This window comes from Rhodococcus sp. GA1 (genome assembly GCF_024321955.1).
In the GTDB taxonomy this organism is placed as follows: domain Bacteria; phylum Actinomycetota; class Actinomycetes; order Mycobacteriales; family Mycobacteriaceae; genus Rhodococcus; species Rhodococcus pyridinivorans.
Genome location: NZ_CP097186.1, coordinates 3,501,105 through 3,526,447, shown reverse-complemented (window position 1 = coordinate 3,526,447; position 25,343 = coordinate 3,501,105). Strand labels below are relative to the sequence as shown.

Here is a 25,343-nt window from a genome sequence, read left to right as displayed (position 1 = left end):
TCTTGGTCGTGACCACCTATCGCGGCAACCATCCCGACCCGCGCGGCCGCCTCGCGACCGCCCGGTTGTATCTGTGCACCGACGCTCGCCGGGACACCGGCGACCTCGCACGGTTCGTCGAGGAGGCCCTCGCCGGTGGGGTCGACATCGTCCAGTTGCGCGACAAGGACTCGGCCGGCGAGAAGAAGTTCGGACGCCTCGAGGCACGCGAGGAACTCGCCGCCCTCGAGATCATCGGCGAGGCGTGTGCACGCCACGGTGCGCTCCTGGCCGTGAACGACCGCGCCGACATCGCGCTCGCGTCGGGCGCCGACATCCTGCATCTCGGTCAGGGCGACCTGCCGGTGCGGCACGCGCGGCAGATCCTCGGCGACGAGATCGTCATCGGCCGCTCGACGTCGAGCCGCGCGCAGGCTGCGCTCGCCGACATCGAGGAGGGCGTCGACTACTTCGCATCCGGGCCGGTGTGGGACACACCGACCAAGCCGGGACGGACCGCAGCGGGGCTGGAGGTGACGCGCGAGGTCACGCAGTCGCAGCCGGCACGGCCGTGGTTCGCGATCGGCGGCATCGATCTCGAGCGACTCCCCGAGGTGCTCGACGCCGGTGCCACGCGGGTCGCGGTGGTCCGGGCGATCACGAAGGCATCCGATCCGCGGGCAGCCGCGGCGGCGCTGAAGGCCGCACTCCCGACCTGAGGCGTTACAGCCAGCCCAGCACGGCCGAGGGCGACATCGCGATCGTGCCCCTGGGCAACCGCGCGCGCAGGCCGCGATCCGCGGTGACCACGACCGTCACCCCGGGGTCGACCACGGCCGTCGTGGTGGAGGCCAGCCGGGTCAGTTCGTCGTCGCCGCTGCCGTCCGCGCTGTGCACCGGGATCCGGACGTCGTCGATCGTCGCGTCGCGGGCACGCCCTTCGAGGACCGCTTCGACGCGGGGGACCCAGCCGAACGTCCCGTCGGGAATTTCGACGGTGCGGGGCAGGACCGCGGCGAGGTCGGCGAGCAGGGCGCTCGTCGCGCCGGGGCGGTCGCGCCACCATCCGGTGGGGCCGCTCGCTCCGAGCACGTTCGCGGTGTCGAGCAGCATGCGTACCGGTGAGGTGCGCAGCGACGGCCACGCCTCGGCGAAGCCGCTGTGCAGCGGCATCGCCTCGACCTCCGGTTCGGGCACCCAGCGCAGTTCGGTGCTCTCCTGGTTGAGACTGGTCACGAGAGTTTCGGTGGCGTCGGCGACGACGGTGGTGTAGGTCCATCCGCCCGCGAGACCGGAGGTGACGCGTTCGGCGCGTACCGTCACGGCCGCGAGATCGATGCCGGCCTCCTCGTGGGCCTCCCGCACGGCGGCGTCGACGGTGCTCTCGTGCGAGTCGCGCGCTCCACCGGGAAGTGCCCACGTCCCGCCCTGGTGCGACCACGCCGCCCGATGCTGCAGGAGAACCGCGGGGCGACCGTCCGCGAGCGGAGCGCGCAGCAGCAGACCTGCGGCGCCGTGCCGTCCCCAGCGCTTCGCGCCGTCCGGTCCGACCGCCCAGCCGTCACCGTCTCCACGCATTGCGTCCGCCTCTCCGACCCGCCCTCGCCCGGACCTGTGCCCGGTACCGGATCCCCGCCGTCCGTGGACGGCAACAATACCGCCGGGCTGCTTATATGCTCCCCTCAGACCGCTCGACACGAGGAAGGGAGTGCCCGGTGGACGTACGGATCACCCCTCCCTTCGCTCCTGTCGAGAGCCACATCCGCGACGACGCCGATACGGACACTCCGGACGCCCGGTTCGACGACGCTCGTGCCCTGCTCCGGTCCACGCCGGTCCGGTTGGTGGTCCTCGGGGTGGTGCTCACCGTGCTGCTCGTCGCCTCGGCAGTGGTCTCCGCAACGATGGTGTCCGGCAGGCAGGCCACCCACGATCGTCTCCTCGCGTCCATCGAGCCGCTCGCCAGCGCGGCCCAGAATCTCTACAGCGCGCTGTCGGTGGCCGACGCCGCCGCCGTGACGGGCTTCATCTCGGGCGGACTCGAACCGGAGGCGGTGCGCAGTCGCTACATCCGGGCGACCAACGAGGCCGCGGAATATCTCGTCATCGCGGCGACCGGCCTGACCGATGCCGACCGCGAGACCGCGCACAACCTGACGGAGATCGGGCGGCTGCTGCCCGTCTACACGGGTCTCATCGAGACGGCTCGCACCAACAACCGCACCGGGCATCCGGTCGGCGCCGCATATCTCGGCGAGGCCTCGCACCTGATGCAGACCGAACTGCTCCCCGCCGCGCAGGAACTGCACACGCGCGGCGTCGCCGCGGTCGAGGACACCCAGCGCGACGCGGTGCGACCGCCCTGGCTCGCGATCGGATTGCTCCTCGTCACGGTCGCTGCCCTGTGCGTGGCGCACGCCGTCGTGAGCCGCCGCAGTCGTCGCACCCTCAATCCCGGAATCCTCGTCGCGATCGGCGCGACCGGCGCGCTGCTGTGCTGGTTGCTCGTCGCGGGCCTGGCCTCGTCGAGTGCCACCGAACGCGCCATCGAGCGCGGTGCGGCACCGCTCGCCGATCTCACCGAGGGCCGGATCCTCGCCCAGCAGTCGCGTACCGCCGAGACCCTGCTGATCGCCCGGCGCGACACGACCGGCGCGTACGACGACACCTTCGAGACCAACATGGCGCGGCTCGGCAACATCCTCGACGAGTACGGTCGCGATTCCGCCCTCGAGGCGGGCGCCGAGGCAGTGGAGACCGCCCGGTCGGCGCACGACGCATGGATCAACTCGCATGCACGCATGGTCGACGCCCTCGTCCGCGGCGACTACGCAGCGGCCTCGGTCCTCGCGGTCGGTGCAGGTCCCGGCGAGTCCACCGCCCGGTTCGTCGCTCTCGATGCGGCCCTGACGGAAGGAATCGACGACACCCGCACCGAACTGCGCGACAACGAGTTCCGCGCCTCCCGCACCCTCGCCGGCCTCGCACCGATGTCGGTGGTGCTGCTGACGGTGGCGCTGGTCGGCGTGTGGGTCGGTCTCCGGCCCCGGTTGAAGGAGTACCAGTGAGAGAGCGCGTTCTCGTCGCGGGCCTGTGCGTCGTCTCCGCACTCGCCGGCGGGTGCGCGACCGACCCCCCACCGCGCGCCCCCGGCCTCCAAGGGACGACGACCTCTCTCCCGCTTCCCGAGAACGCGCGGATGCTCGAGTCGTCGGTGGCCACACCGCCCGCCCCCGACTGCGGCGATCCCACCGCCTCGCTTCCCCCGGACCCGAACGCCACCGGACCTGCGATCGATCGGATCCGCACGCGCGGCCGGCTGATCGTCGGCCTCGACACCGGCAGCAACCTCATGAGCTACCGCGACACCGCGACCGGGCGCATCACCGGTTTCGACGTCGACATCGCACGTGAGCTCGCCCGCGACCTCCTGGGCGATCCCGACCTCGTCGACTACCGCATCCTGTCGTCGGCCGAGCGCGAGAAGGCGCTGCAGGACTCCACCGTCGACATCGTCGCGAAGACCATGAGCATCACGTGCGCCCGACGCGAGAAGGTCGACTTCTCCACCGAGTACTTCCGAGCCCAGCAGCGCGTGCTCGTCGTCCGGGGATCCGACATCCGCTCCGCCGCCGATCTCGCCGGCCGGCGCGTGTGCATCGTCGAGGGCACCACCTCGCTGCTCCGGATGCGAGAAGTGCAGCCGTCGGCGTCGATCCTCACCGTGCCGTCGTGGGCCGACTGCCTCGTCGTCCTCCAGCAACAGCAGGTCGACGCCGTGAGCACCGACGACACGATCCTCGCCGGACTCGCCTCACAGGACCCCTATCTCGAACTCGTCGGCCCCTCCCTGGGATCGGAGCCGTACGGAATCGGAATCCGGCTGGGCAGCGACGAGCTCGTACGCTTCGTCAACGCCACCCTCGAACGGATCCGCTCCGACGGGACGTGGACGGCGCTGTACGAGAAGTACCTGCGGGTGCTCGGTCCCACTCCGTCACCCCCGACACCGAACTACCGGAAGTGACGGCCATGTCCGACGAACCCGAACCGGCCGATACCCCGTCGGCCGATTCCGGCCCCGCCACCGAACGGGCAGTGAACTCCGGGCCCGCCACTAGGCGCGCAGCGGATTCCGGACCCGCGACCGAGCCGTCGACCAGCGACTCGGGACCGGCCACCGCGCGGGCGGCCGGGGATGCCGGACCTGCCACCGAACGCGGCCCCGTCCCCGCCACGCGGCCCGAATCCACCCGACGCTCGTCGATCTGGTCCGGCTCGTCCTCCCAGCGTTCGTCCTCCCAACGTTCGTCGAACCGCCGCATCCGGCCGCGCGGAACCCAGCGTCGCCGCATCGCCGGCCTCGTCGACGTGCCGGTCCCCACCACGAAGGATCCGGTCGACGCCGTCCTCCGCGATCCTCACGTCTCCGAAGGCAAGAGGTTCTGCGCGAAGTGCGGACAACCGGTGGGACGCAGCACCCCGTCGGGGCCGGGTCCCACAGAAGGTGATTGCCCCCAGTGCGGAACACATTTCCAGTTCACTCCGGCCCTGCACCGCGGGGACCTCGTCGCCGGGCAGTACGAGGTGCAGGGTTGTCTCGCCCACGGCGGACTGGGATGGATCTACCTCGCGATCGACCGCAACGTGAGCGACCGCTGGGTAGTGCTGAAGGGCCTGCTGCAGAGTGGCGACGCCGAGGCCCAGGCGGTCGCGGTGGCCGAACGCCAGTTCCTGGCCGAGGTCAGCCATCCGAGCATCGTGCAGATCTACAACTTCGTCGAGCACCCCTCACCCGACGGCACCCCGATGGGATACATCGTCATGGAGTACCTGGGTGGTCACACCCTGCGTACCGTGCTCGACAACTATCCCCCACCGAACCGCATCCCCGTCGAGCAGGCCATCGCATACATGCTCGAAGTGCTACCGGCACTGCAGTATCTGCACGACATCGGACTGGTCTACAACGACCTCAAGCCCGAGAACATCATGGTCACCGACGAGCAGATCGAACTCATCGACCTCGGCGCCGTCTCCGCGATCGAGGGATACGGCTATCTGTACGGGACGCCGGGATATCAAGCACCCGAGATCGTCCGGACCGGGCCGACGGTCGCGAGCGACATCTACACGGTCGGACGCACACTCGCGGTGCTCACCCTCGACATGCCCTGGGACAAAGGCCGTTACCGCGACGGTCTGCCCACCCCCGAGCAGGCTCCCCTGCTCGACGAGTCCGACTCCTTCCACCGCCTGCTCCTGCGGGCCACGAACCCCGATCCGCAGCAGCGCTTCTCGTCCGCCGACGAATTGCACGGACAGCTCACCGGTGTGCTGCGCGAGATCCTGTCGAAGAAACTCGGCACCGAACACCCCGGACTGTCCCGGCTGTTCAGCCCGCCCCGCACGACCTTCGGCACCGACGAGGCACTCGTCCCCACCGACGTGTACGCCGACGGGATCGAGCGCGACCCCAAACTGCGGGGCCAGGATGTCGCGGCGGCACTGCCCGTCCCCCTGCTCGACCCCAACGATCCGAGTGCCGCGCTCCTCGCCGCCGCGGTGCACAGCGAACCGCAGCAGACCCTCGACTCGCTCCGGCACGCGCGCGAGAACGGGGTCGGGCGGGTCGTCGGAGCATCCGACGTGTCGTTCTCCAAGGAGATCACCCTCGCCGAGGTCCGCGCCCATCTCGATCTCGGGCAGGTCGACAGCGCGGTGGAGATCCTCACCCGCCTCGAGCGCGAGTTCGGCGACGACTGGCGCATGGACTGGTACGCCGGCATCGCCGAACTGCTGCAGGACGACTACGAGGCAGCGTTCACCCGGTTCGACAAGGTGCTGCACGCGCTTCCGGGTGAGATCGCCCCGAAGATCGCACTCGGGGCCACCGCCGAACTGACGCTGCAGCATTGGGAGAGCGACGACCCCGACGCGTGGCGACGCTTCTGCGAGCAGTCCTACCGGGTCGTGTGGCGCACCGATCACGCCGTCGTCAGCGCGGCCTTCGGGTTGGCACGCCAGCTCACCGCCCGCGACGAGATCCGCGCCGCCGTGGACGTGCTCGACGAGGTCCCCACGACCTCCCGGCACCACAGTGCCGCGACCATGACCGCCGCGCTGATCCTGTTACGAGGCGGTCGCGTCGAGGAGATCTCCGAGGCGGATCTGCGCGAGGCCGCGCACCGGATCGCGTCGCTGCCTCCCGACGAGGGTCGCGCCCTGCAGATGCGCGCACTGGTCCTCGGGACAGCGCTCGAATGGGTGCGCAGTGGACGGGCATCGAGTCGCGAGTACGACCGCATCCTCGACGTACCGTTCACCGAGAAGGGACTCCGCCTGGGCACCGAGGCGGCGCTGCGGCAATTGGCGCGCAACGCCCCTTCCCGCACACACCGCTACACCCTCGTCGACCTCGCGAACGCGATCCGGCCGCGCAGTTTGACCTGATCAGAAGTCAGCGCCGGGCGAACTGCACGGCCGCGCGGGCGATGGCGAGTTCCTCGTTCGTGGGGATCACGAGCACCTCCACCTGCGACGAGTCGGCCGAGATCCGGCGTTCCCCGTCGTCGTCGGCAGTGTTGCGCGCATCGTCGACGACGATGCCGAGCCGGTCGAGGCCGGAGAGGCTGTCGCGCCGGACGTCGACGTTGTTCTCCCCCACCCCACCGGTGAACACGATCGCGTCGACGCCGCCGAGCTCGAAGGTGTAGGCGCCCACGTACTTCCGGATGCGATGCACGTAGACTTCGTACGCGAGTCGCGCGTCCTCGTCGCCCTCGCCGACGAGCTTCAGCAGAGCCCGGAAGTCGTTGACACCCGACAGCCCCTTCAGGCCCGAATGCCGGTTGAGCAGGTCGTCGATGGCGTCGACCTTCAACCCGGCCGCTCGGTTGAGGTGCATGACGACACCCGGATCGATGTCGCCGCTGCGCGTGCCCATGACGAGACCCTCGAGCGGGGTCAGTCCCATCGAGGTGTCGATCGGGCTCCCACCTGCGACCGCCGACGCCGACGCACCGTTACCCAGATGGAGCACAACCAGATTCAGGTCCGCGATGTCGCGTCCGAGGAACTCCGCGGCACGCCCCGACACGTATTCGTGTGAAGTACCGTGGAATCCGTACCGCCGGATGTCGTGCTTGTGGGCGATGTCGCGGTCGATCGCATAGGTCGCCGCGTGCGGCGGAAGACCGTGGAAGAAGGCGGTGTCGAAGACACCCACATGGGGGATGTCGGGCAGTTCCTCCCGCGCGACCTCCATTCCCACGACGTTCGCCGGATTGTGGAGGGGCGCAAGGATCGACAATTCGTCGACGGCGCGGACCACGTCGTCGTCGATCAGGGTCGGTTCGTAGAAGACCTTGCCGCCGTGCACGAGTCGGTGTCCGACGGCGACGATGCCCACCTCGTGCAGCGGACGGCCCAGCCCTTCGAGCATCTCCAGTACCGCACGCAGTCCGGTCCGGTGGTCGGCGATAGCGTCGTTGCGTTCGTCCGCCCCCGCCGTGTGGTGGAAGACGATCCGGCCCTCCGGTTCCCCGATCCGCTCGATCAGTCCGTGCGCCAGCGACTTTCCGCTCTCCGGTTCGATCAGCTGGAACTTGATCGACGACGATCCGGAGTTGAGGACCAGGACGGTGCCTGCGGTGACCGGGTTCGGGCTGCTCACGCGTCTTCCTCCTGCGCCTGGATCGCGGTGATGGCGATGGTGTTGACGATGTCCTGGATCAGGGCGCCCCGCGAGAGGTCGTTGACCGGCTTGTTCAGGCCTTGCAGGACGGGTCCGACGGCGACGGCACCGGCGCTGCGCTGCACGGCCTTGTAGGTGTTGTTGCCGGTGTTCAGGTCCGGGAAGATGAACACCGTGGCGCGTCCGGCGACGTCGGAGTCGGGCAGCTTCGCGCTCGCGACCGTCGGTTCGATCGCCGCGTCGTACTGGATCGGACCTTCCACCGGCAGGTCGGGTCGCCGCTCCCGCACCAACGTCGTGGCCGAGCGGACCTTGTCGACGTCGGCACCCGAACCGGATTCGCCGGTGGAGTACGACAGCATCGCGACCCTCGGGTCGATGCCGAACCGGGCGGCGGTCGCGGCGGACGAAATCGCGATGTCGGCGAGCTGGTCGGCGGTCGGGTCGGGGACGACGGCGCAGTCGCCGTACGCGAGGACACGGTCGGCGAGGCACATCAGGAAGATGCTCGACACCGTGGAGACGCCCGGTTCGGTCTTGATGATCTCGAGGGCGGGGCGGATCGTGTGGGCGGTGGTGTGGGCCGCGCCCGAAACCATGCCGTCGGCCAGTCCCAGGTGCACCATCATCGTGCCGAAATATGAGATGTCGCGCATGATCTCGCGCGCACGTTCGACGGTCATGCCCTTGTGGGCACGCAGCCGCGCGTACTCCTCCGCGAACCGGTCGGCGTGCTCGGAAGTGCGCGGGTCGAGGATCTGCGCCTGCGACAGGTCCACCCCGAGTTCCGACGCCCGCTGGCGGACGGCTGCCTCGTCGCCGAGGATCGTCAGCTTCGCGATGCCACGCTGGAGCACGCGTCCGGCGGCTCGAAGGATGCGGTCGTCCTCGCCCTCGGGCAACACGATGTGCCGCTGCTGGGCCCGCGCGCGGTCGATGAGCTGGTATTCGAACATCTGCGGGGTGGTCACGGACGGTCGCGGCAGTCGCAACCGGTCGAGCAGAGAACGGGAATCGACGTGTCGTTCCATGAGCGCGAGTGCCGTGTCGATCTTGCGCTGTGCGCCGAGGGCCATGCGGCCTCGGGTGCGGTCGGCAGCCGAGGCGGTGTCGAAGGTGCCGAGTTCGGTGGTGAGTATCGGCAGCGACGGCTTCAAGGCCGTGACGAGCTGCGCGATCATCGGGTGCGGCAGCAGGCCCCCGTTCATGATGATGCCGGCGAGCGTCGGGAATCCTTCGGCGGCATTGGCATTGACCAGCGCGAGGATGACGTCGGAGCGGTCGGCGGGAGCGATGACGACGACGCCGTCGGTGAGCCGCTCGAGAATCCGTTCGGCGGTCATGCCACCGACCATGATCCGCAGCGCTTCCCGCTGCAGCAGGTCGGGGTCACCGCTGTAGAGCTCGCCTCCGATCGCGGTCTGCAGCTCGGCCATCGTCGGCGCGACCAGTGCGGGCACCTCCGGGAGCGTCCACACCGGTTCGGTGCGGTCGCCGAGAGCCCGGGCGATCTCGTCGAGTGCATGGGGGTCGCAGCGGTTCACCACCACCGCACCGAGATGCGCGTGCTGTCCCGCGAGCTCGTTCGCACACACACCGGCGAGCTGGGCGATCTCCGAGGGCGTGCGGCGGGAACCGCGCAGGACGAGCAGTACCGGGGCGTCGAGGTTCGCCGCGATGCGGGCGTTGTACGACAGTTCGCTGGGGTTGGCGATCTCGGTGTAGTCGCTGCCGACGATGACGACGGCGTCGCAGCGGTCCGCCACCGCGTGGTACTTGCCGACGATGTCGCTGAGCGCGGCGTCCGGGTCGTCGTGGACGTCGTCGTAGGTGACGCCGATGCAGTCCTCGTAGGCGAGGTCGACGGTGGTGTGTTCGAGCAACAGTTCGAGGATGTAGTCGATGTCGCTGTCGGAGCGCGCGATGGGACGGAAGACACCGACGCGGGCGGTGGACGCGCACAGCGTCTGCAGCACGCCCAGGGCGACCGTCGACTTCCCGGTGTCCCCTTCCGGAGCTGCGATGTAGATGCTCGAGACGGACCCTGCAGCAGCACTCATGGATTCCACCCTAACTGCAAACTTTGCTCCGTCCCGCGTACCCGCGCACACGCCCGGCCGGCGGTGTCCGGCCGGGCATGGGAGTCGCGGGATGTCAGGACTGGGTCTGCAGCACGCGCGGGGTGTCGGGCTGCTCGGTGCCGCTCCTACTCAGCGGAGAAGCGGCACCTTGCGGGTCGGACGTCAGGTGAGTGCGCGCAGGCGCGGGGCGAGGTCGCGCTCGAACAACTCCAGGAACCGCTTCTGATCATGACCCGGCGCATGGAACACCAGATGATTCAACCCCGCATCGACATACGCCCTGACCTGCTCGACCGCCTCGTCCGGATCCGACGCCACGATCCACCGCTTGGCGACCTGCTCGATCGGCAACGCATCCGCCGCCGCCTCCATCTCCATCGGATCATCGATCGAATGCTTCTGCTCCGGCGTGAGCGACAGCGGTGCCCAGAAGCGGGTGTTCTCCAACGCCTTGTCCGGATCGGTGTCGTACGAGATCTTGATCTCGATCATCTTGTCGATCCCCGCGACATCCCGCTCCGCCTTCTCCGCCCCCTCGGCGACGGCCGGCAACAGCTTGTCGGTGTAGAGCTCCATGCCCTTGCCGGAGGTGCAGATGAACCCGTCCCCCGCGCGTCCGGCATAGCGGGCCACGACCGGGCCGCCGGCGGCGACGTAGACCGGGATGCCGCCTTCGGGCACGTCGTAGATCGACGCCCCCTTGGTGGTGTAGTACTCGCCCTCGAAATCGACCCGGTCTCCGCGCCACAGCTCACGCATCAACCGCACCGATTCGCGCAGCCGGGCGAAGCGTTCCTTGAACTCCGGCCACTGGCCGGCGTAGCCGGTGGCGATCTCGTTGAGTGCTTCGCCGGTGCCGACCCCGAGGAAGATCCGTCCCGGATACAGACACCCCATCGTCGCGAAGGCCTGCGCGATCACCGCCGGGTTGTACCGGAACGTCGGCGTGAGCACACTCGTGCCCAGCTGCAACCTTTCGGTGCGCTCCCCCACGGCGGTCATCCACGCCAACGAGAACGGCGCATGCCCACCGTTGTGCCGCCACGGCTGGAAATGATCCGACACCGTCGCCGAATCCATCCCGTGCGCCTCGGCCAACACACCCAACTCCACCAGCTCGCGCGGCCCGAACTGCTCTGCCGACGCCTTGTATCCCAACTTCAAACCCTGAGCCACAGATTCCTCCGACCGTTCGCGTTCCGATGTCCCCGAGTATGCCCACCGGACGCTCGTCGTCGGTCGAGACCGACGTTGTGTTCGAAATTCACCGAAAAATCGCACACAACACCGGTCTCGACAGGTCACCCGAGGGCACCGGCGCGGTGCAACGCGCGTCGCACCCTTTCGACGAGGACTCGAGGTCGCCGATACAGCAGGTCGGCGCCGACACGCACCACGGTCCAACCGAGCTCCGACAGCAACGCATAGCGGTCGATGTCGATGGTCCGCTGTACTCGATCGGTCCAGTGCTGCGCACCGTCGTACTCGACGAGGACCCTCCACTGCTTCCAGCCCATGTCCGCACGTGCCACGAACCGCCCACCGTCGTAGATCTCGATCTGCGTCTCCGGCACGGGCAGACCGGACCGGACGATCAGCAGCCGCGTGTGCGTCTCCGGTGGTGACGCGGCACCTCCGTCGACGAGTTCGAGAACCTTCCGTACGGACGCGAGGTACCGAGCCCCCTTGTTCCGAGCGGCCACCGCTTCGATCTCGTGGACCTTCGTTCCGGTCGCATTGCAGAGCGCGTCCACCATTTCGACGCACCGATCGAGGTCTGCACCGCGCGCGAGGTCGAAGGCCGTTCGGGCCGGTATCGTCACCGTCATTCCGTCGACGACGCAGGATTCGATGTCGTCGACGCTGCGAACGATGATGCCCGGCGTCGAGTGCAGTTTTCCGGGTCGCACCATCTCCGCCGGCAACGACGCGTCGAGCCAACGGGTCCCGTGCACGGCGGCTGCGGATGGTCCGGCCAGTACCCCGGCGCCTCCGGTCCACAACCAGGCGGCCTTCGCGCGTAGCAGCGCGGTCGCTTCGACTCCCGGAGCGACGTACACATTGCGATGAAGCTTCACGAAGTGGTGCCGAAGTTGATACCGCGTCACCGATCCGGCCGCCAGTGCATCGGTGCCGGCGAACGGTTCGTGGAAGTCGACCATGAGCGCGAGCGTGCCCGGTCTCCTGCGTTCCCGGTACCCCGAATCCGCCGTCTGTGGAGAACTTTCGACGTTATCCCCAGACGCGCCGAATCGAGACCGGTGTTGTTGTCGATTTCTCGCGAGTTATCGACAACAACACCGGTCTCGACGAACGATCACGCGGCGCGGACCCGCGCCAATCCCCATTCGCGGGCCAGCAGTTCGTAGGAACGCAGACGGTCCTCGTGGCCGTGGGTGACCGAGGTGACGACGAGTTCGTCGGCGTCCGTCACTCGGCGGAGGGTGTCGAGACGCTCCGCCACCGAGCTCGGCGCCCCCACGAACTGGGTGACGATGCGGTCGTCGACGAGGGCTCGCTCCTCGTCGGTCAGCGGCGGGGTGGTCTCTGGGTCCGGGTACGGGATCGCGCCGTGACCCGAGCGGATGCTGTGCGTCCAATGCCCGTAGGTCGACGCCAACTCGCGTGTGGTGGCGTCGTCGTCGGCAACCACCGCGTCGGCCGAGACCACCACGTAGGGCTTCCTCAGGATCGGCGACGGACGGAACGCTGCCCGGTACGCCTCGACCGCTTCGACTGTCGTGCCCGGGTGGACGTGCTCACGGCGACGTCCTGTGGGCGGGAGCCATCGGAATGGGCCTTTCGGGAATGCGGGGTGTGGGAAAGCGAGGGTGCAGACGTGGGTCCCGGCGGTAGCACCCGCACCCGCGTACGGGGGGTGCTGCGACGTCGTAGAGCCAGGTCTCTCGGTCGCTCTGGATGGTCGCGGCTCAAGCTACGGAGTGCGGCACGCCGCGGAAAGGCTTTCTCTCACCGTGGCGGAAATACCGTCCCTCGTCGAGACCGATGTCGATGTCGACGTGGTGCCCCGACATCGACGACAAGGTCGGTTTCGGCACGCCGTAGACTCGCCTCGGTGACCCCGCTCGAACTCTTCCTCGTCGCATTGGCCGGACTGGGCGCCGGAGCGATCAACTCCCTCGTCGGATCCGGCACTCTCATCACCTTCCCGACGCTCGTCGCGTTCGGTGTGCCCCCGGTGACCGCGACGATGTCCAACGCGATCGGCCTGGTCGCTGGAGGTGTGTCAGGCACCTGGGGGTATCGGCGCGAGCTGCGCGGGCAATGGGAGCGGCTGCGATGGCAGATCCCGGCGTCGTTCTGCGGGGCACTGGTAGGAGCGTGGCTCCTGCTCCACCTGCCTGAGACCGTCTTCGAGACGGTCGTACCCATCCTGCTCCTCCTGGCCCTTACCCTCGTCGTGTTCCAGCCGAAGATCCAGGCGTGGGTGGCCCGCAGAACCGGCGGCGACGCCGACGGCCACCTCGGACCGGTGCGGATGACACTGCTCGTCGTCGGCACTTTCGCCGTCGGCATCTACGGCGGCTATTTCACGGCGGCGCAGGGCATTCTGCTCATGGGTTTGTTCGGAGCGTTGCTGCACGACCACATCCAGCGACAGAACGCGGTGAAGAATCTGCTGTCGCTGGTGGTGAACGTCGTGGCAGCGTGCGCGTACATCCTGGTGGCGTTCGACCGGATCGACTGGACCGTGGCCGCACTGATCGCGGTGGGTTCTTTGATCGGTGGCTATCTCGGCTCGCACTACGGCCGACGCCTGTCGCCGGTCGCGCTGCGGGCGGTGATCGTCGTGGTGGGGCTGATCGGTCTTTACCGACTGCTCGCCTGACGCACCACTTTCCGGAATTCACCTCTGCCGGGGTTGTCCGCAGCGTTACGAGAAGAACAGGTATCAATCCGATTTCAGAGAAATGGGAATCCCCGCCACCACGAGAGTTGCCGACTCACTGGCCTCCGCGACCCGCGCATTGAGCCGGCCGAGCATGTCGCGGAACAATCGGCCCGAAGAGGTCGCGGGCACCACTCCGCTACCGACCTCGTTGCTCACGGCGACCACCGGCACCGCACACTTCCGCCACGCCGCGATCAACTCGTCCACATCGGAGTGGACAGGGTCGAGGTCGCCACCATCCCAGACACCGTGGATATCGAGCCGTGCCGTCAACCACGTTCCGAGACAATCGATCAGCAGCGGTTCCGTAGCGGTGCACAGCACCTCGGCGACATCGACCGTCTCCACCGTCGACCATGAACCGGGACGTCTTTCCCGGTGCAGTGCAACACGTTCCGCCCACTCCGCGTCACCCTCTCGTGTCCCGCCGGTGGCGACGTAGGTGACGGACGGGCAGGACGCGAGTAGTTCCTCGGCGTGCCGCGACTTGCCCGACCGCACTCCCCCGAGAACCAGCGTCCGATGCGGCACGACCGGAGTCCCTTCACCCACGTGGACCACCTCACCATCACGACCGGGACGAGCATCCACCTGCTGCAGACGATTCCGCAGTTCGTCGATGGGCGGATTGTGGTGGCCCAGATGCACTGCGACCACCTCGGTGTTCTCGGTGACGGCACCGACACCGCGCAGACCATCCACCATCGCGCCGAACTCGGGCAGGCCGAGGTGACCCTCGGACAGTTCGGAACGGTCGCCGGAGGTTTCCTCGAGGAATACCGCGTCGAACCGGGCGTCGCGCACGGCCTCGAACCACTCGGCGAGCCACATCCCGGTGTCGCACGCCCACAGCAACCGCGACCCGCCCGGGCCCGACAGGTCGTACAGCACCGCGTCGCCGTCGCGGAAGACCTTGTGCCGTGCGGGAAGAACGCGCACCGAGTAGTCGCCGACGGTGAGCGAGTCCCCCGGCTCGACCGGAACGAAACGCACCGGCGCGTCGGGAGCCACCCAGGGTCTACAGGTGTCGAGCGCGTCGGCGGGACCTATCACATCGAGTTCGACGCCGGCGGCCACCCACGACCGGAACAACAATGCCTGCGGGCCCAGATGATCTGCATGGGCGTGGGTCAGGAGGATATGCCGCACCTGCGCCAGCGACCTGCCGTGCCGCACGGCTGCGCGGGGCGCCTCAGGACCGCAGTCGAGCATCAGCACATCGTCGACGAGTGCCGCGGTCTGCCCGCGGATCTCGCCGCGACGCGCGGCATCCGCGCAGGATGCACACGTGCAGAACGGGTTCGGCCACCCGTCCGCCGCGCCGGTTCCCAGGAGCACGACCTCCATCAGCGGTCCTTCGTGCTGTCGCGGAGCGGGAGGACGGCGCGACCCGCCGGGCGGTCGAGGATCTCGACGCGGGCGCCGTAGACCTGCGCGATGCGTTCGGCGGTGAGGACGTCGTCGGGCGCTCCGTCGGCGACGACGTGCCCGCGATCGAGCAGTACGAGCCGTTCCCCGTATTGGGCGGCGGAGGTCAGGTCGTGCATCGCGGCGATGACGGTGAGGTCGCCTTCGGTGCGCATCGAATCGACGAGTTCGAGTACCTGCTGCTGGTGTCCGATGTCGAGTGCGCTGGTGGGTTCGTCGAGGAGCAGCACCCGCGGTTGCTGGGCGAGAGCGCGTGCGAGCACGACGCGCTGCAGCTCACCGCCGGACAGTTCGGTCGCGAGTCGCGGTGCGAACGCTTCGAGCTCGAGCCGTTCTACGATCCGGTCCACCACCTCGCGGTCGTGCGCGGTCTCGGATCCGAAGCGCGGGATGTGCGGGGTGCGGCCGAGATGGATCAGTTCCCTGACGGTGACACCTTCCGGCACCACGGGGCGTTGCGGCATCAGCGCGACCGCGCGTGCCATGTCCCGACGTCCGGCGCGCCCCGGCACGATGTCGGCGACCTGCAGGTGACCGGTGGCCGGCACGAGACCGGCGAGGACGTGCAGCAGGGTGGTCTTGCCCGACCCGTTGGGTCCGACCAGCGATAGCCAGGAGCCGGCGGTGACGTTCAGGTCGATCCCGTGCAGCACCTCGACGCCACCGCGTTCGGCGCTGAGCTGCCGGCACGACACCGTCATGGTCGGGGTGGTGAGAACATCGCTCTTCATCGGACACCTCGGCTCCGTCTGAGCACGACGAGGAAGAAGGGCGCCCCGATCGCCGCGGTGACGACACCGATCGGCAGTTCGGCGGGCGACATGACGGTGCGGGCCAGGACGTCCGCGAGGACGAGGAAGGACGCACCCACCAGCAGCGACAGCGGCAGCAGGAGACGGTGGCCGGGTCCGGCGAGCAGCCGGACCGCGTGGGGGACGACGATGCCGACGAACCCGATGAGACCGCTCGCCGAGACGACGGCCGCGGTTCCGAGGGTCGCGACGCAGACGAGCAGCAGCCGCACGCGCGCCGGGTTGATCCCGAGGCTCGCGGCTTCGACGTCGCCGACCGCCATGACATCGAGTGTGCGCCGATGCAGCGCGATGATCGCGACGGTGACCACGACGTACGGCAGGACCACGACGACGTCGGACCAACCGTCGGTGGACAGGCGGCCGAGCATCCACGAGTACACCTGCCGCAGGGTGTCGTCGTGCAGCTGCATGAAGAACGTCTGGATCGCGTTGGCGAAGGCCGCGACGGCGACACCGGCGAGGATGATGACGACTTCCGAGCGGCTGCCGCCGACGGTGCGGCCGAGCGAATACGTCGCGCCGACGGCGAGCAGGCCCCCGGCGAAGGCCGCGATCGGGACACCGGCGAACCCGGCCGCGCCGCCCACGACGATGGCGAGGGTGGCACCGAGACCGGCGCCGCTGGAGACCCCGAGCAGATAGGGATCGGCGAGCGGATTGCGGAAGACCCCTTGGTAGGCCGCACCGGCGATGGCCAGCATCGCACCGACCAGCACCCCGAGCACGACGCGCGGCATCCGGATGTTCCACAGGATCGCCTGCTGACGCGTGCTCAACCCGGAGTCGACGTCGACGAGCGGCAGGCGGTCGGCGATGTCGAGCAGCACCCCGCCCGGGGTGAGACCGGCCGGTCCGACGAGGATCCCGACCAGCATCGCGGCGAACAGGACGAGCACCGCGCCGGTCAGCGCGAGCGCGTTGCGCGGCAGTACCCGCGCACCGCCGGGTGGCAGGGCGCGGGTACTGCGTCGCGACAGAGAGATCAAGGCGTGGGCTGGGCCGCGGGGATGGTGCCGACGATCCGGGCGACCTCACGCATCAGGTCCACGACGCGCGGACCCCAGCGACTGGCGATGTCCTCGTCGAGGACGTAGACCTGGCCGTCCCGGACAGCGGTGAGCTCGCCCCATCCGGCACGTTCCGCGACGACCTCGGGCGTGACGCCGCAGCACTGGCCGTCGGCCAGGAAGATCACGTCGGGGTTCTGTTCGAGGACGTACTCGGCGGACAGCTGCGGGTAGCCGTCGCCGCCGGTCGCGATCGAGGTCAGCCCCAGCATCGAGTAGATCTCGCCGATGTAGGTGTCGTCGGTGACGGTGTAGAAGGTGTTGTCGAGCTCGTGGTAGTAGGTCAGCGGGGTCTCCCGTTCGGGGAGGCCGGCGAGAATCTCGTCGATGTCCGTCTTCATCTGCGCCACGAGTTCGGCGGCGTCGCCGACGTGTCCGGTGACGGCTCCCAGCTGCTCGATCTGGGCGTAGGTGTCGTCCAGGTTCTCGGCCGCGGGAAGGATCAGCGTCTCGACACCGGCCTGTTCGAGTCCCGCAACGAGATCGGCGGTATCGGCGTTGGCGACGACCAGGTCGGGTTCGTAACCGAGGATCGCCTCGACGTTGGGGGTGTACCCCGACAGATCGGTGACGGGCGCGTCGGCCGGATAATCGGATCGGTCGTCGACCGCGACCACCTGGTCGCCGGCACCGACGGCGTAGAGCATCTCCGTGCTGGTGGGGCTCAGCGACACGATGGCCTGCGGGACGTCCGCGGAGGTGGTGTCGGTGTCACCGGACGGTGACGAATCGTCGCTGCTCGAGCACCCTGCGGCGAGGAGCGCGAAAGCGGTCAGTCCGGCGGCGAGCAGCCGTCGGTGGTTGTCGAGTGGCACAGCCATCCTCCGTTGTTCGGAGGACGAAAACAGCACGGCTGCAACAGGCGGTTGCGGCACGCCACCGTCCTTCGTCCGAGGACCAGTACGTACGGACCCTCCGCGCCGGCCGACCTGGCTCACCCCGTATCGGGACTTACAGTTGCGGGACAGCGCCGGAATCTCACCGGCTTCACCGAAAACGCAGCGGGTGCCCTACCGGATCGGCAGGACACCCGCAGCGTAGCTCACGGCGTCCCAGGTCAGGACAGCGCCTGCTGGAGATCCTCGAGCAGATCCTCGGGATCCTCGAGGCCCACGGACAGTCGCACCACGCCGTCGGACAAACCGATCGCGGCCCGGCCCTCCGGTCCCATCGCCCGGTGGGTGGTGGTCGCCGGGTGGGTGATGAGCGACTTGGAGTCGCCGAGATTGTTCGAGATGTCGACGATGCGCAGCTTGTTCAGCAGCTCGAAGGCACGCTTCTTGCCCTCGCCCTCGGGGGCGTCGAGCTCCAACGTGATGATCGTGCCACCGCCACTCATCTGCGACTTCGCGAGTTCGTACTGCGGGTGCGACTCGAGATACGGGTACTTGACCCAGCGCACCGCATCCTGCGATTCGAGGAACTGCGCGATGCGCAGCGCCGAATCGACCGAGGCGCGCAACCGCACCGGCATGGTCTCGAGACCCTTGAGCAGCGTCCACGCGTTGAACGGGCTCAGCGACGGCCCGGTGTGGCGGATGAGCTTCTGCACCGGCCCGTCGATGTAGTCGGCGGGTCCGAGGATCGCTCCGCCGAGCACGCGGCCCTGACCGTCGATGTGTTTGGTGCCGGAGTAGACGACGATGTCGGCACCGAGATCGAGGCTGCGCTGCAGCAGCGGGGTGGCGAAGACGTTGTCCAGCACCACCTTCGCGCCCGCCGCATGTGCCATCTCGGAGACGCGACGCACGTCGACGAGGGTCTGCATGGGGTTCGAGGGGGTCTCGAAGAAGACCGCGGTGGTGGGCACCGACAGTGCCTTCTCCCACTGGTCGAGATCCTCGCCGTCGACGAACACCGTCTCCACGCCCCAGCGGGGCAGAATCTCGTTGCACACGACGAAGCACGAACCGAAGAGGCTGCGTGCCGCGACGAGACGGTCGCCCTTGCCGAGCAACGCGGCGAGCGCGGTGAACACCGCGGACATGCCGGACGCGGTGGCGTACGCCCCCTCGGCACCGTCGAGCAGGCGCAGGCGCTCCTCGAACATCTTCACCGTGGGGTTGCCGTAGCGGGAGTAGACGAAATGGTCGACGTCGCCGGTGAAAGCGGCCTCGGCGGCCTCGGCCGACTCGTAGACGAACCCGGAGTTGAGGTAAAGGGCCTCGGAGGTCTCCTCGAAACCGGATCGGAGGGTGCCGCCGCGCACGCCGAGCGTGGCGGGGCGAACGGTGGCGGGCAGCGCCTTGTCGAACGCGCCGCCCTGGGGGATGGAACTCACGACTGCCTCCACGGCAGGCCCGCGGCCCGCCAGCCCTCGGCACCGCGATGGCTTTCGCCGTCGAGAGCGCCTTCGAATCCTTCGAGAACGTTGTAGGCGGGGGTCAGGCCCGCAGCGGTGGCGGCCGTGGCCGCTCCGATGGAGCGCTGCCCCGAGCGACACAGGAAGATCACCGGTCCGCCGCCGATACCCGCTGCCCTCAGATCCTCGACGAAGTTCGGGTTGGGGGCGCCGTCGGGGTAACGAACCCACTCGATGAACACGGTCCGGCGACCGAGCGACGAGGTCTCGGGGACCCCGACGTATTTCCACTCGGCTTCGGTACGCACATCGACGAGCACGGCATCCGGATCACCTTGCAGCAGGTCCCATGCCTGCTGCGGCGTTATATCACCTGCGTAGCTCACCGGGACATATTTTCACAGGTCGGACTGTGACGTACACGCGGGCACCGCTTCGTATACGCACGGCGACACGTCAGAACCGGCAGATCCGCCACACGTCGTCGATGCGGACGACCTGCCACGTCTCGGTCTGCGTCTCCCCGTCGAGGCCGGTCCGGACGTCGACGGTGGCCCGATCGCCGTCCACGGCGATGTTCTGCGTGGCCTGCAGCTCCACGCGTCCCTCGACGTCCGCGAGCGGTGCTTCCTCGGCGGGCAGATCGCTGCACCGCAGCCGGTCGAGGATCGGTCCGTCGTTCTCGTTGTGCGCGGAGACGTAGTCGGTGACGGCGCGGCGCACCATCTCGTCCTCGGTGAGGTCGTCGCCCGCCGGGGAGAAGAGCTGTGCGCCGAAGACGACGAGGACGAGCACCACCAGGACCGCGAGGGCTCCGAGGAAAGGCCCTATGCTGCTACTGGTGGGACCGTCGGGATCCGGGCCGGGATCGGGTTCGGGTTCGGGGGCTCCGCGCTTGGCCATGCGCCCGATCCTAGTGGGCGCGAGGTCGCAGCCCGTCACGACCGCATTTGCCCTAAAAACCCTCTCGAGGTAGGAATTGTCGCATGGCCACCACGCAGCTCGTTCGACGCCTCGCCGTCGACCTGTGTCGTATGGGTGCCCACATGTGTTGTCGCTGAAGCGATTCGCTCGACGGCTCGATTCATCCTCCTTCGCCGTCATCCCCGCGCGACCTGCGCCGAGCCCACTGAGGGCAGCCTTAATTTAAGCTGGATATGTCCGTCCGCACACCGAAGAGGTAGTTGATCCCCTGATGACCGATCAAACTCGTCCCCTTCGCGTCGCGATCGTGGGTGCCGGCCCTGCCGGTATCTACGCCGCCGACGCACTCATGAAGTCCGACACTGCGCAGGATCCCGGGGTCAGCATCGACCTGTTCGAGCGCATGCCGGCGCCGTTCGGTCTGATCCGCTACGGCGTCGCGCCCGACCACCCGCGTATCAAGGGCATCATCACCGCCCTGCACAAGGTGCTCGACAAGCCGCAGATCCGCCTGCTCGGCAATCTCGACTACGGCAGCGACTTCAACCTCGACGACCTGCAGCGTTTCTACGATGCGGTGATCTTCTCGACCGGCGCGAACGCGGACCGCGCGATGAACATCCCCGGCATCGACCTCGACGGCAGCTACGGCGCCGCCGACTTCGTGTCCTGGTACGACGGTCACCCCGACGTGCCGCGCACCTGGCCGCTCGAGGCGGAGAAGGTCGCCGTCCTCGGTGTCGGCAACGTCGCGCTCGACGTCGCCCGCGTGCTCGCCAAGACCGGCGACGAGCTGCTGCCGACGGAGATCCCGCCGAACGTCTACGAGGGTCTGAAGAACAACAAGGCCGTCGAGGTGCACGTCTTCGGTCGCCGTGGTCCGGCGCAGGCCAAGTTCACGCCGCTCGAGCTGCGCGAACTCGACCACTCCCCGACCATCGAGGTCATCGTCGACCCCGAGGACATCGACTACGACGAGGGCTCCGAGCAGGCACGGCGTAACTCCAAGCAGGTCGACATGGTCGCCAACACCCTGCAGGACTGGGCGATCCGCGATGTGGGCAACCGTCCGCACAAGCTGTTCCTGCACTTCTTCGAGTCCCCGCACGAGATCCTCGGCGAGGACGGCAAGGTCGTCGGTCTGCGCACCGAGCGCACCGAGCTCGACGGCACCGGCAACGTGCGCGGCACCGGCAAGTTCAACGACTGGGAGGTCCAGGCCGTCTACCGCGCGGTCGGCTACCTCTCGCAGAACATCGCCAAGCTGCCCTTCGACGAGCAGGCCGGCACCGTGCCGAACGAGGCCGGACGGGTGCTCGCCGACGAAAGCGCCGAGGGTCCCGACCGGTTCATGCCGTACACCTACGTCACCGGCTGGATCAAGCGCGGTCCCGTCGGCCTGATCGGTCACACCAAGGGCGATGCGAACGAGACCGTCGCGAACCTGCTCGAGGACCGGGCCGCCGGTCGGCTGAACACCCCCGAGGATCCGTCCGAGGACGCGATCGTGAAGTTCCTCGAGGACAAGCAGCTGCCGTACACCACCTGGCAGGGCTGGTACCGCCTCGATGCGCACGAGCGCAGCCTCGGTGAGGCCGAGGGCCGCGAGCGCGTGAAGGTCGTCGAGCGCGAGGACATGTTCCGCGCGAGCGAGCCGCACAAGGCGTGACAGCAGCCTGAACTGCACGAACGACGAGGGACCCATCCGCGCGGATGGGTCCCTCCTCGCTTTCGGGTCTGCTCGGCTTTCCGGGTGCGCTCAGGTGAACAGGACGGCGCCCAGCCACACCGACGCCGCGACGAGTCCGCCGAACAGTTCGACGAGGATCGACAACGCGACCGCCTTGGTCGCCGCGACCGTCGAGACCCACGCGTCGCGGTGGGTGCGATGCCGCTGCACCTCCGACAAGTACATGCCGAGCAGGAAGCCCAGGAACAGCCCGACGACGGGGACGACGAAGAACCCGACGATGCCGAGCAGACCGGCGAGGATCAACGAGCGGTTCGGCACCCCGGCCTGCTGCAGTCGCTTGCCGGGCCAGGTGTACTTCACGATGCCGGTGACCAGCAGCGCCACCGCCGCGACGCCCAGCACGATCCATGCGGTGGTGCCTCCCGTGAGGAACGCCCATACGGCGATCGCGCCGAAGATCAGCAGGACGCCGGGCAGGACCGGCAGCACGATCCCGAGCAGGCCGACGAGGATCGCCAGCCCGACGAGCAGTTCGCCGCCGGCACTCACGGCGCCACCGGGCGGGTCGAGCGGGCGGAAGACAGCGGAGTACCGGGACGCGGTGGCAGCATGGTGGGACTATATGTGCCACCGGTCCACGCCCCCGGGAGGACGCGATGAGCAGTACCAGGCCTCACAGCAGCCCGAAGAGTGCATCGGACGCCGCAGCCGCCGCGGTGCGCGGCGACGTCCGGTACTTCACGACGCCCGGTGTCGATCCCGCCGAGGCGGTGGAGTGGCAGCGCCGCGACGCGCGGATCGTCCACCACGGCACCGGTCGTGTCGTCTTCGAGCAAACCGATGTGGAGTTTCCTGCCTTCTGGTCGCAGAACGCCACCGACATCGTCACGCAGAAGTACTTCCGCGGGCAGCTCGGACACCCGGATCGTGAGCACTCGTTGCGCGACGTGATCGCGCGCATCGTCGACACGATCACGGCGTGGGGGCACACCGACGGTCATCTCGACGATCCGGAGGCGTTCGCCGCCGAGCTGACCTATCTGCTGATCCACCAGCGGGCCTCGTTCAACAGTCCCGTCTGGTTCAACATCGGGGTGCCGAACACTCCGCAGCAGGCCAGCGCGTGTTTCATTCTGTCGGTCGACGACAGCATCGACTCGATCCTCGAGTGGTACCGGCAGGAAGCGGTGATCTTCAAGGGCGGGTCGGGCGCCGGGGTGAACCTCTCCCGGATCCGCTCGTCGGCCGAACCGCTGACCGGTGGCGGAAGCGCATCGGGGCCGGTCAGCTTCATGCGCGGCGCCGACGCCTCCGCCGGCACCATCAAGTCCGGCGGCAAGACCCGGCGGGCCGCGAAGATGGTGATCCTCGACGTCGACCATCCCGACATCGAGGAGTTCGTCGACTGCAAGGCGATCGAGGAACGCAAGGCGCGGGTGCTCGCCGAGGCCGGTTTCGACATGGGCCTCGACGGCACCGACATCCATTCGGTGCAGTACCAGAACGCGAACAACTCGGTGCGCGTGACCGACGAGTTCATGCACGCGGTGGTGGCCGACGCCGAGTGGCCGCTGCGTACCGTGACGACCGGCGAGACGGTCCGGACTGTCCGCGCGCGAGAGTTGTTGCAGCGCACCGCCGCCGCCACCTGGGAGTGCGCCGACCCGGGCATCCAGTACGACACGACGATCAATGCCTGGCACACCGCCTCCGCGACCGGCCGGATCAACGCGTCGAATCCCTGCTCGGAGTACATGCATCTCGACGATTCGGCCTGCAACCTCGCGAGCCTGAATCTGCTGACCTTCCTGCGCGAGGACGGCACCTTCGACGTCGACGGTTTCCGTCACTCCGTGGCGGTGATGCTCACCGCGCAGGAAATCCTCGTCGGCCGCGCCGACTACCCCACCGAGCGGATCGGTGAGACGTCGCGGCGGTTCCGGCAGCTCGGGCTCGGTTACGCCAACCTCGGTGCGCTGCTCATGGCTTCGGGCCTGCCCTACGACAGCGAGGCCGGACGCGCGACGGCTGCGGCGATCACCGCCCTGATGACCGGTCACGCCTACGCCGTGTCGGCGGACATGGCGAGGCGCCTCGGACCGTTCGACGGTTTCGACGAGAACCGCGCGCCGATGCTCGACGTGCTGGGCAAGCATCGTGGCGCACTCGATGACATCGACGCCGATCTCGCACCGGCCGACGTGCTCGATGCGGCACGACAGGCGTGGGACCGCGCCGTGGCCGACGGCTCTGCCCACGGTGTGCGCAACAGCCAGGTCAGCGTGCTCGCACCGACCGGCACGATCGGGCTCGCGATGGATTGCGACACCACCGGGATCGAACCGGATCTGGCGTTGGTGAAGACCAAGAAGCTCGTCGGCGGCGGCAGCCTCACGATCGTCAATCGCAGTGTGCCGCGCGCACTGTCGCGTCTGGGTTACAGCCCGTCGGAGGTCGCCGATATCGTGGCGCACCTCGATCTGCATCACGATCTCGCCGGTGCGCCGCACGTGCGCGACGAGCACGCACCGGTGTTCGCGACGTCCATGGGCGACAACGTCATCTCGCCGCGCGGCCACGTCGCGATGATGGCCGCGGTGCAGCCCTTCCTGTCGGGTGCGATCTCCAAGACGGTGAACCTGCCCGAGTCCGCGACCGTCGACGACATCGCCGACATGTATGTCGACGCGTGGCGCCTGGGCGTGAAGGCCCTTGCGATCTACCGTGACAACTGCAAACTGGGACAACCGTTGTCGACGGCGTCGCGCCCTGCTGTCGCAGAAGCGGCTCCGTCCACGGCGCCTCGCCGCGAGCGGCTCCCGCGCACCCGCACTTCTCGGACGTTCGAGTTCCGGGTGGCGGACTGCAAGGGCTTCGTCACGATCGGTGAGTACGACGACGGGCGTCCCGGCGAGATGTTCCTGCGCGTGTCCAAACAGGGCTCGACGCTCGCCGGCATCATGGACGCCTTCTCGATGTCGGTCAGTTACGGTCTGCAGTACGGGGTCCCGTTGCGCACCTTCGTCCGGGCCTTCACGAGTACGCGTTTCGAGCCGGCCGGGATCACCGACGATCCGGATCTGCGGATCGCCACGTCGATCCTCGACTACATCTTCCGGCGACTGGCGATCGACTATCTCGAACCCGACGAGCGCGCCGAACTGGGCATCCTCACCGGCGCCGAGCGTTCGGTGCCCGACACCCCCACGCTCACGCCGTACACGAGCACGCCGCCGGTGCGTGAGCCCGATCCGCCGGCGACCGCGCCGCGGGGCACGCACAGCACGAGCAGCGCGAGCACGTCCTCCCCGGGTGGTCTCGCTGCTCCGTCACCGTCGAATCCGGACGCGCCGTACTGCATGCAGTGCGGAGTGAAGATGCAACGGGCCGGGTCGTGCCACGCCTGCCCGTCCTGTGGGAACACCAGCGGCTGCAGTTGAGGTGA

The 25,343-nt window shown here is 68.4% G+C and carries 20 protein-coding genes, 1 pseudogene and 1 riboswitch; of the genes and pseudogenes, 7 read left to right on the top strand and 14 right to left on the bottom strand.

What is annotated here, in order from left to right; all coding sequences use genetic code 11:
• Window positions 1–8 precede the first annotated feature (8 nt).
• Complete coding sequence (thiE, locus tag M3330_RS16605) at window positions 9–698, top strand: thiamine phosphate synthase (RefSeq protein WP_033096181.1); 690 nt, start codon at window positions 9–11, stop codon at window positions 696–698.
• A 4-nt stretch (window positions 699–702) separates the two neighbouring features.
• Here the strand turns inward: thiE and M3330_RS16600 are convergent, their stop codons facing one another.
• Window positions 703–1,557, bottom strand: a complete 855-nt coding sequence (locus tag M3330_RS16600) for an NUDIX hydrolase (RefSeq protein ID WP_247849462.1) — start codon at window positions 1,555–1,557, stop codon at window positions 703–705.
• A 137-nt stretch (window positions 1,558–1,694) separates the two neighbouring features.
• On the opposite strand from M3330_RS16600, the gene M3330_RS16595 reads away from it, so the two are divergent.
• The 3 genes from M3330_RS16595 to M3330_RS16585 are packed head-to-tail and all read left to right on the top strand — an operon-like array spanning window position 1,695 to window position 6,432.
• Complete coding sequence (locus tag M3330_RS16595) at window positions 1,695–3,047, top strand: hypothetical protein (RefSeq protein WP_247849463.1); 1,353 nt, start codon at window positions 1,695–1,697, stop codon at window positions 3,045–3,047.
• Window positions 3,044–4,006, top strand: coding sequence for a glutamate ABC transporter substrate-binding protein (locus M3330_RS16590; protein ID WP_219129381.1), 963 nt, complete (start codon window positions 3,044–3,046; stop codon window positions 4,004–4,006). The genes M3330_RS16595 and M3330_RS16590 overlap by 4 nt, the downstream gene beginning before the upstream one ends.
• Window positions 4,003–6,432 (top strand): serine/threonine-protein kinase, encoded by a 2,430-nt coding sequence (locus M3330_RS16585; RefSeq protein ID WP_255025554.1) that lies wholly within the window; start codon window positions 4,003–4,005, stop codon window positions 6,430–6,432. Before M3330_RS16590 ends, M3330_RS16585 begins: the two co-directional genes overlap by 4 nt.
• Before the next feature lie 7 nt (window positions 6,433–6,439).
• Here M3330_RS16585 and M3330_RS16580 read toward each other — a convergent pair whose 3' ends face one another.
• From M3330_RS16580 to M3330_RS16560, 5 genes and pseudogenes are all read right to left on the bottom strand, one after another.
• Window positions 6,440–7,654, bottom strand: a complete 1,215-nt coding sequence (locus M3330_RS16580; protein ID WP_006553664.1) for an acetate/propionate family kinase — start codon at window positions 7,652–7,654, stop codon at window positions 6,440–6,442.
• The gene (gene pta, locus M3330_RS16575; RefSeq protein ID WP_039585489.1) at window positions 7,651–9,735 is read right to left on the bottom strand and encodes a phosphate acetyltransferase; all 2,085 of its coding nucleotides are present in this window, start codon (window positions 9,733–9,735) and stop codon (window positions 7,651–7,653) included. Before pta ends, M3330_RS16580 begins: the two co-directional genes overlap by 4 nt.
• Window positions 9,736–9,918: 183 nt before the next feature.
• Window positions 9,919–10,932, bottom strand: coding sequence for a glucose-6-phosphate dehydrogenase (coenzyme-F420) (fgd, locus tag M3330_RS16570; RefSeq protein ID WP_094980111.1), 1,014 nt, complete (start codon window positions 10,930–10,932; stop codon window positions 9,919–9,921).
• 125 nt (window positions 10,933–11,057) lie between these two features.
• Window positions 11,058–11,918 (bottom strand): endonuclease domain-containing protein, encoded by an 861-nt coding sequence (locus tag M3330_RS16565; RefSeq protein ID WP_255025552.1) that lies wholly within the window; start codon window positions 11,916–11,918, stop codon window positions 11,058–11,060.
• 155 nt (window positions 11,919–12,073) lie between these two features.
• Window positions 12,074–12,514 (bottom strand): annotated as a pseudogene (locus tag M3330_RS16560) (LLM class flavin-dependent oxidoreductase); the annotation flags it as partial.
• Window positions 12,515–12,832: 318 nt separating this feature from the next.
• Between M3330_RS16560 and M3330_RS16555 the strand changes: the two are divergent.
• Window positions 12,833–13,606 (top strand): sulfite exporter TauE/SafE family protein, encoded by a 774-nt coding sequence (locus M3330_RS16555; protein ID WP_006552923.1) that lies wholly within the window; start codon window positions 12,833–12,835, stop codon window positions 13,604–13,606.
• A gap of 63 nt (window positions 13,607–13,669) precedes the next feature.
• Here M3330_RS16555 and M3330_RS16550 read toward each other — a convergent pair whose 3' ends face one another.
• The 7 genes from M3330_RS16550 to M3330_RS16520 form a co-directional block, all read right to left on the bottom strand.
• Entirely contained in the window at window positions 13,670–15,016 is a 1,347-nt protein-coding gene (locus M3330_RS16550; RefSeq protein WP_255025551.1) for a bifunctional adenosylcobinamide kinase/adenosylcobinamide-phosphate guanylyltransferase, read from the bottom strand.
• Window positions 15,016–15,798: an ABC transporter ATP-binding protein gene (locus tag M3330_RS16545; protein ID WP_024101842.1), complete on the bottom strand. Its 783-nt coding sequence runs from the start codon at window positions 15,796–15,798 to the stop codon at window positions 15,016–15,018. Before M3330_RS16545 ends, M3330_RS16550 begins: the two co-directional genes overlap by 1 nt.
• Before the next feature lie 26 nt (window positions 15,799–15,824).
• Complete coding sequence (locus M3330_RS16540; RefSeq protein WP_228045161.1) at window positions 15,825–16,787, bottom strand: iron ABC transporter permease; 963 nt, start codon at window positions 16,785–16,787, stop codon at window positions 15,825–15,827.
• A gap of 107 nt (window positions 16,788–16,894) precedes the next feature.
• Window positions 16,895–17,800, bottom strand: a complete 906-nt coding sequence (locus M3330_RS16535; protein WP_230809907.1) for an ABC transporter substrate-binding protein — start codon at window positions 17,798–17,800, stop codon at window positions 16,895–16,897.
• A gap of 87 nt (window positions 17,801–17,887) precedes the next feature.
• Window positions 17,888–18,017, bottom strand: a riboswitch (cobalamin riboswitch).
• A gap of 19 nt (window positions 18,018–18,036) precedes the next feature.
• The gene (locus M3330_RS16530; RefSeq protein ID WP_006552928.1) at window positions 18,037–19,260 is read right to left on the bottom strand and encodes an O-succinylhomoserine sulfhydrylase; all 1,224 of its coding nucleotides are present in this window, start codon (window positions 19,258–19,260) and stop codon (window positions 18,037–18,039) included.
• Window positions 19,257–19,667: a rhodanese-like domain-containing protein gene (locus M3330_RS16525; protein WP_037217990.1), complete on the bottom strand. Its 411-nt coding sequence runs from the start codon at window positions 19,665–19,667 to the stop codon at window positions 19,257–19,259. Before M3330_RS16525 ends, M3330_RS16530 begins: the two co-directional genes overlap by 4 nt.
• A gap of 70 nt (window positions 19,668–19,737) precedes the next feature.
• Window positions 19,738–20,184 (bottom strand): membrane protein, encoded by a 447-nt coding sequence (locus M3330_RS16520; protein WP_006552930.1) that lies wholly within the window; start codon window positions 20,182–20,184, stop codon window positions 19,738–19,740.
• 292 nt (window positions 20,185–20,476) lie between these two features.
• Between M3330_RS16520 and M3330_RS16515 the strand changes: the two genes are divergently transcribed.
• Window positions 20,477–21,874, top strand: coding sequence for an FAD-dependent oxidoreductase (locus tag M3330_RS16515; RefSeq protein ID WP_094980110.1), 1,398 nt, complete (start codon window positions 20,477–20,479; stop codon window positions 21,872–21,874).
• A gap of 90 nt (window positions 21,875–21,964) precedes the next feature.
• Here the strand turns inward: M3330_RS16515 and M3330_RS16510 are convergent, their stop codons facing one another.
• Window positions 21,965–22,447 carry a DUF456 domain-containing protein gene (locus tag M3330_RS16510; RefSeq protein ID WP_006552932.1) on the bottom strand — a complete coding sequence of 161 codons (483 nt, stop codon included), beginning with the start codon at window positions 22,445–22,447 and terminating at the stop codon, window positions 21,965–21,967.
• 107 nt (window positions 22,448–22,554) lie between these two features.
• On the opposite strand from M3330_RS16510, the gene M3330_RS16505 reads away from it, so the two are divergent.
• The gene (locus tag M3330_RS16505) at window positions 22,555–25,338 is read left to right on the top strand and encodes a vitamin B12-dependent ribonucleotide reductase (RefSeq protein WP_006552933.1); all 2,784 of its coding nucleotides are present in this window, start codon (window positions 22,555–22,557) and stop codon (window positions 25,336–25,338) included.
• The last annotated feature ends 5 nt before the right edge of the window (window positions 25,339–25,343 follow it).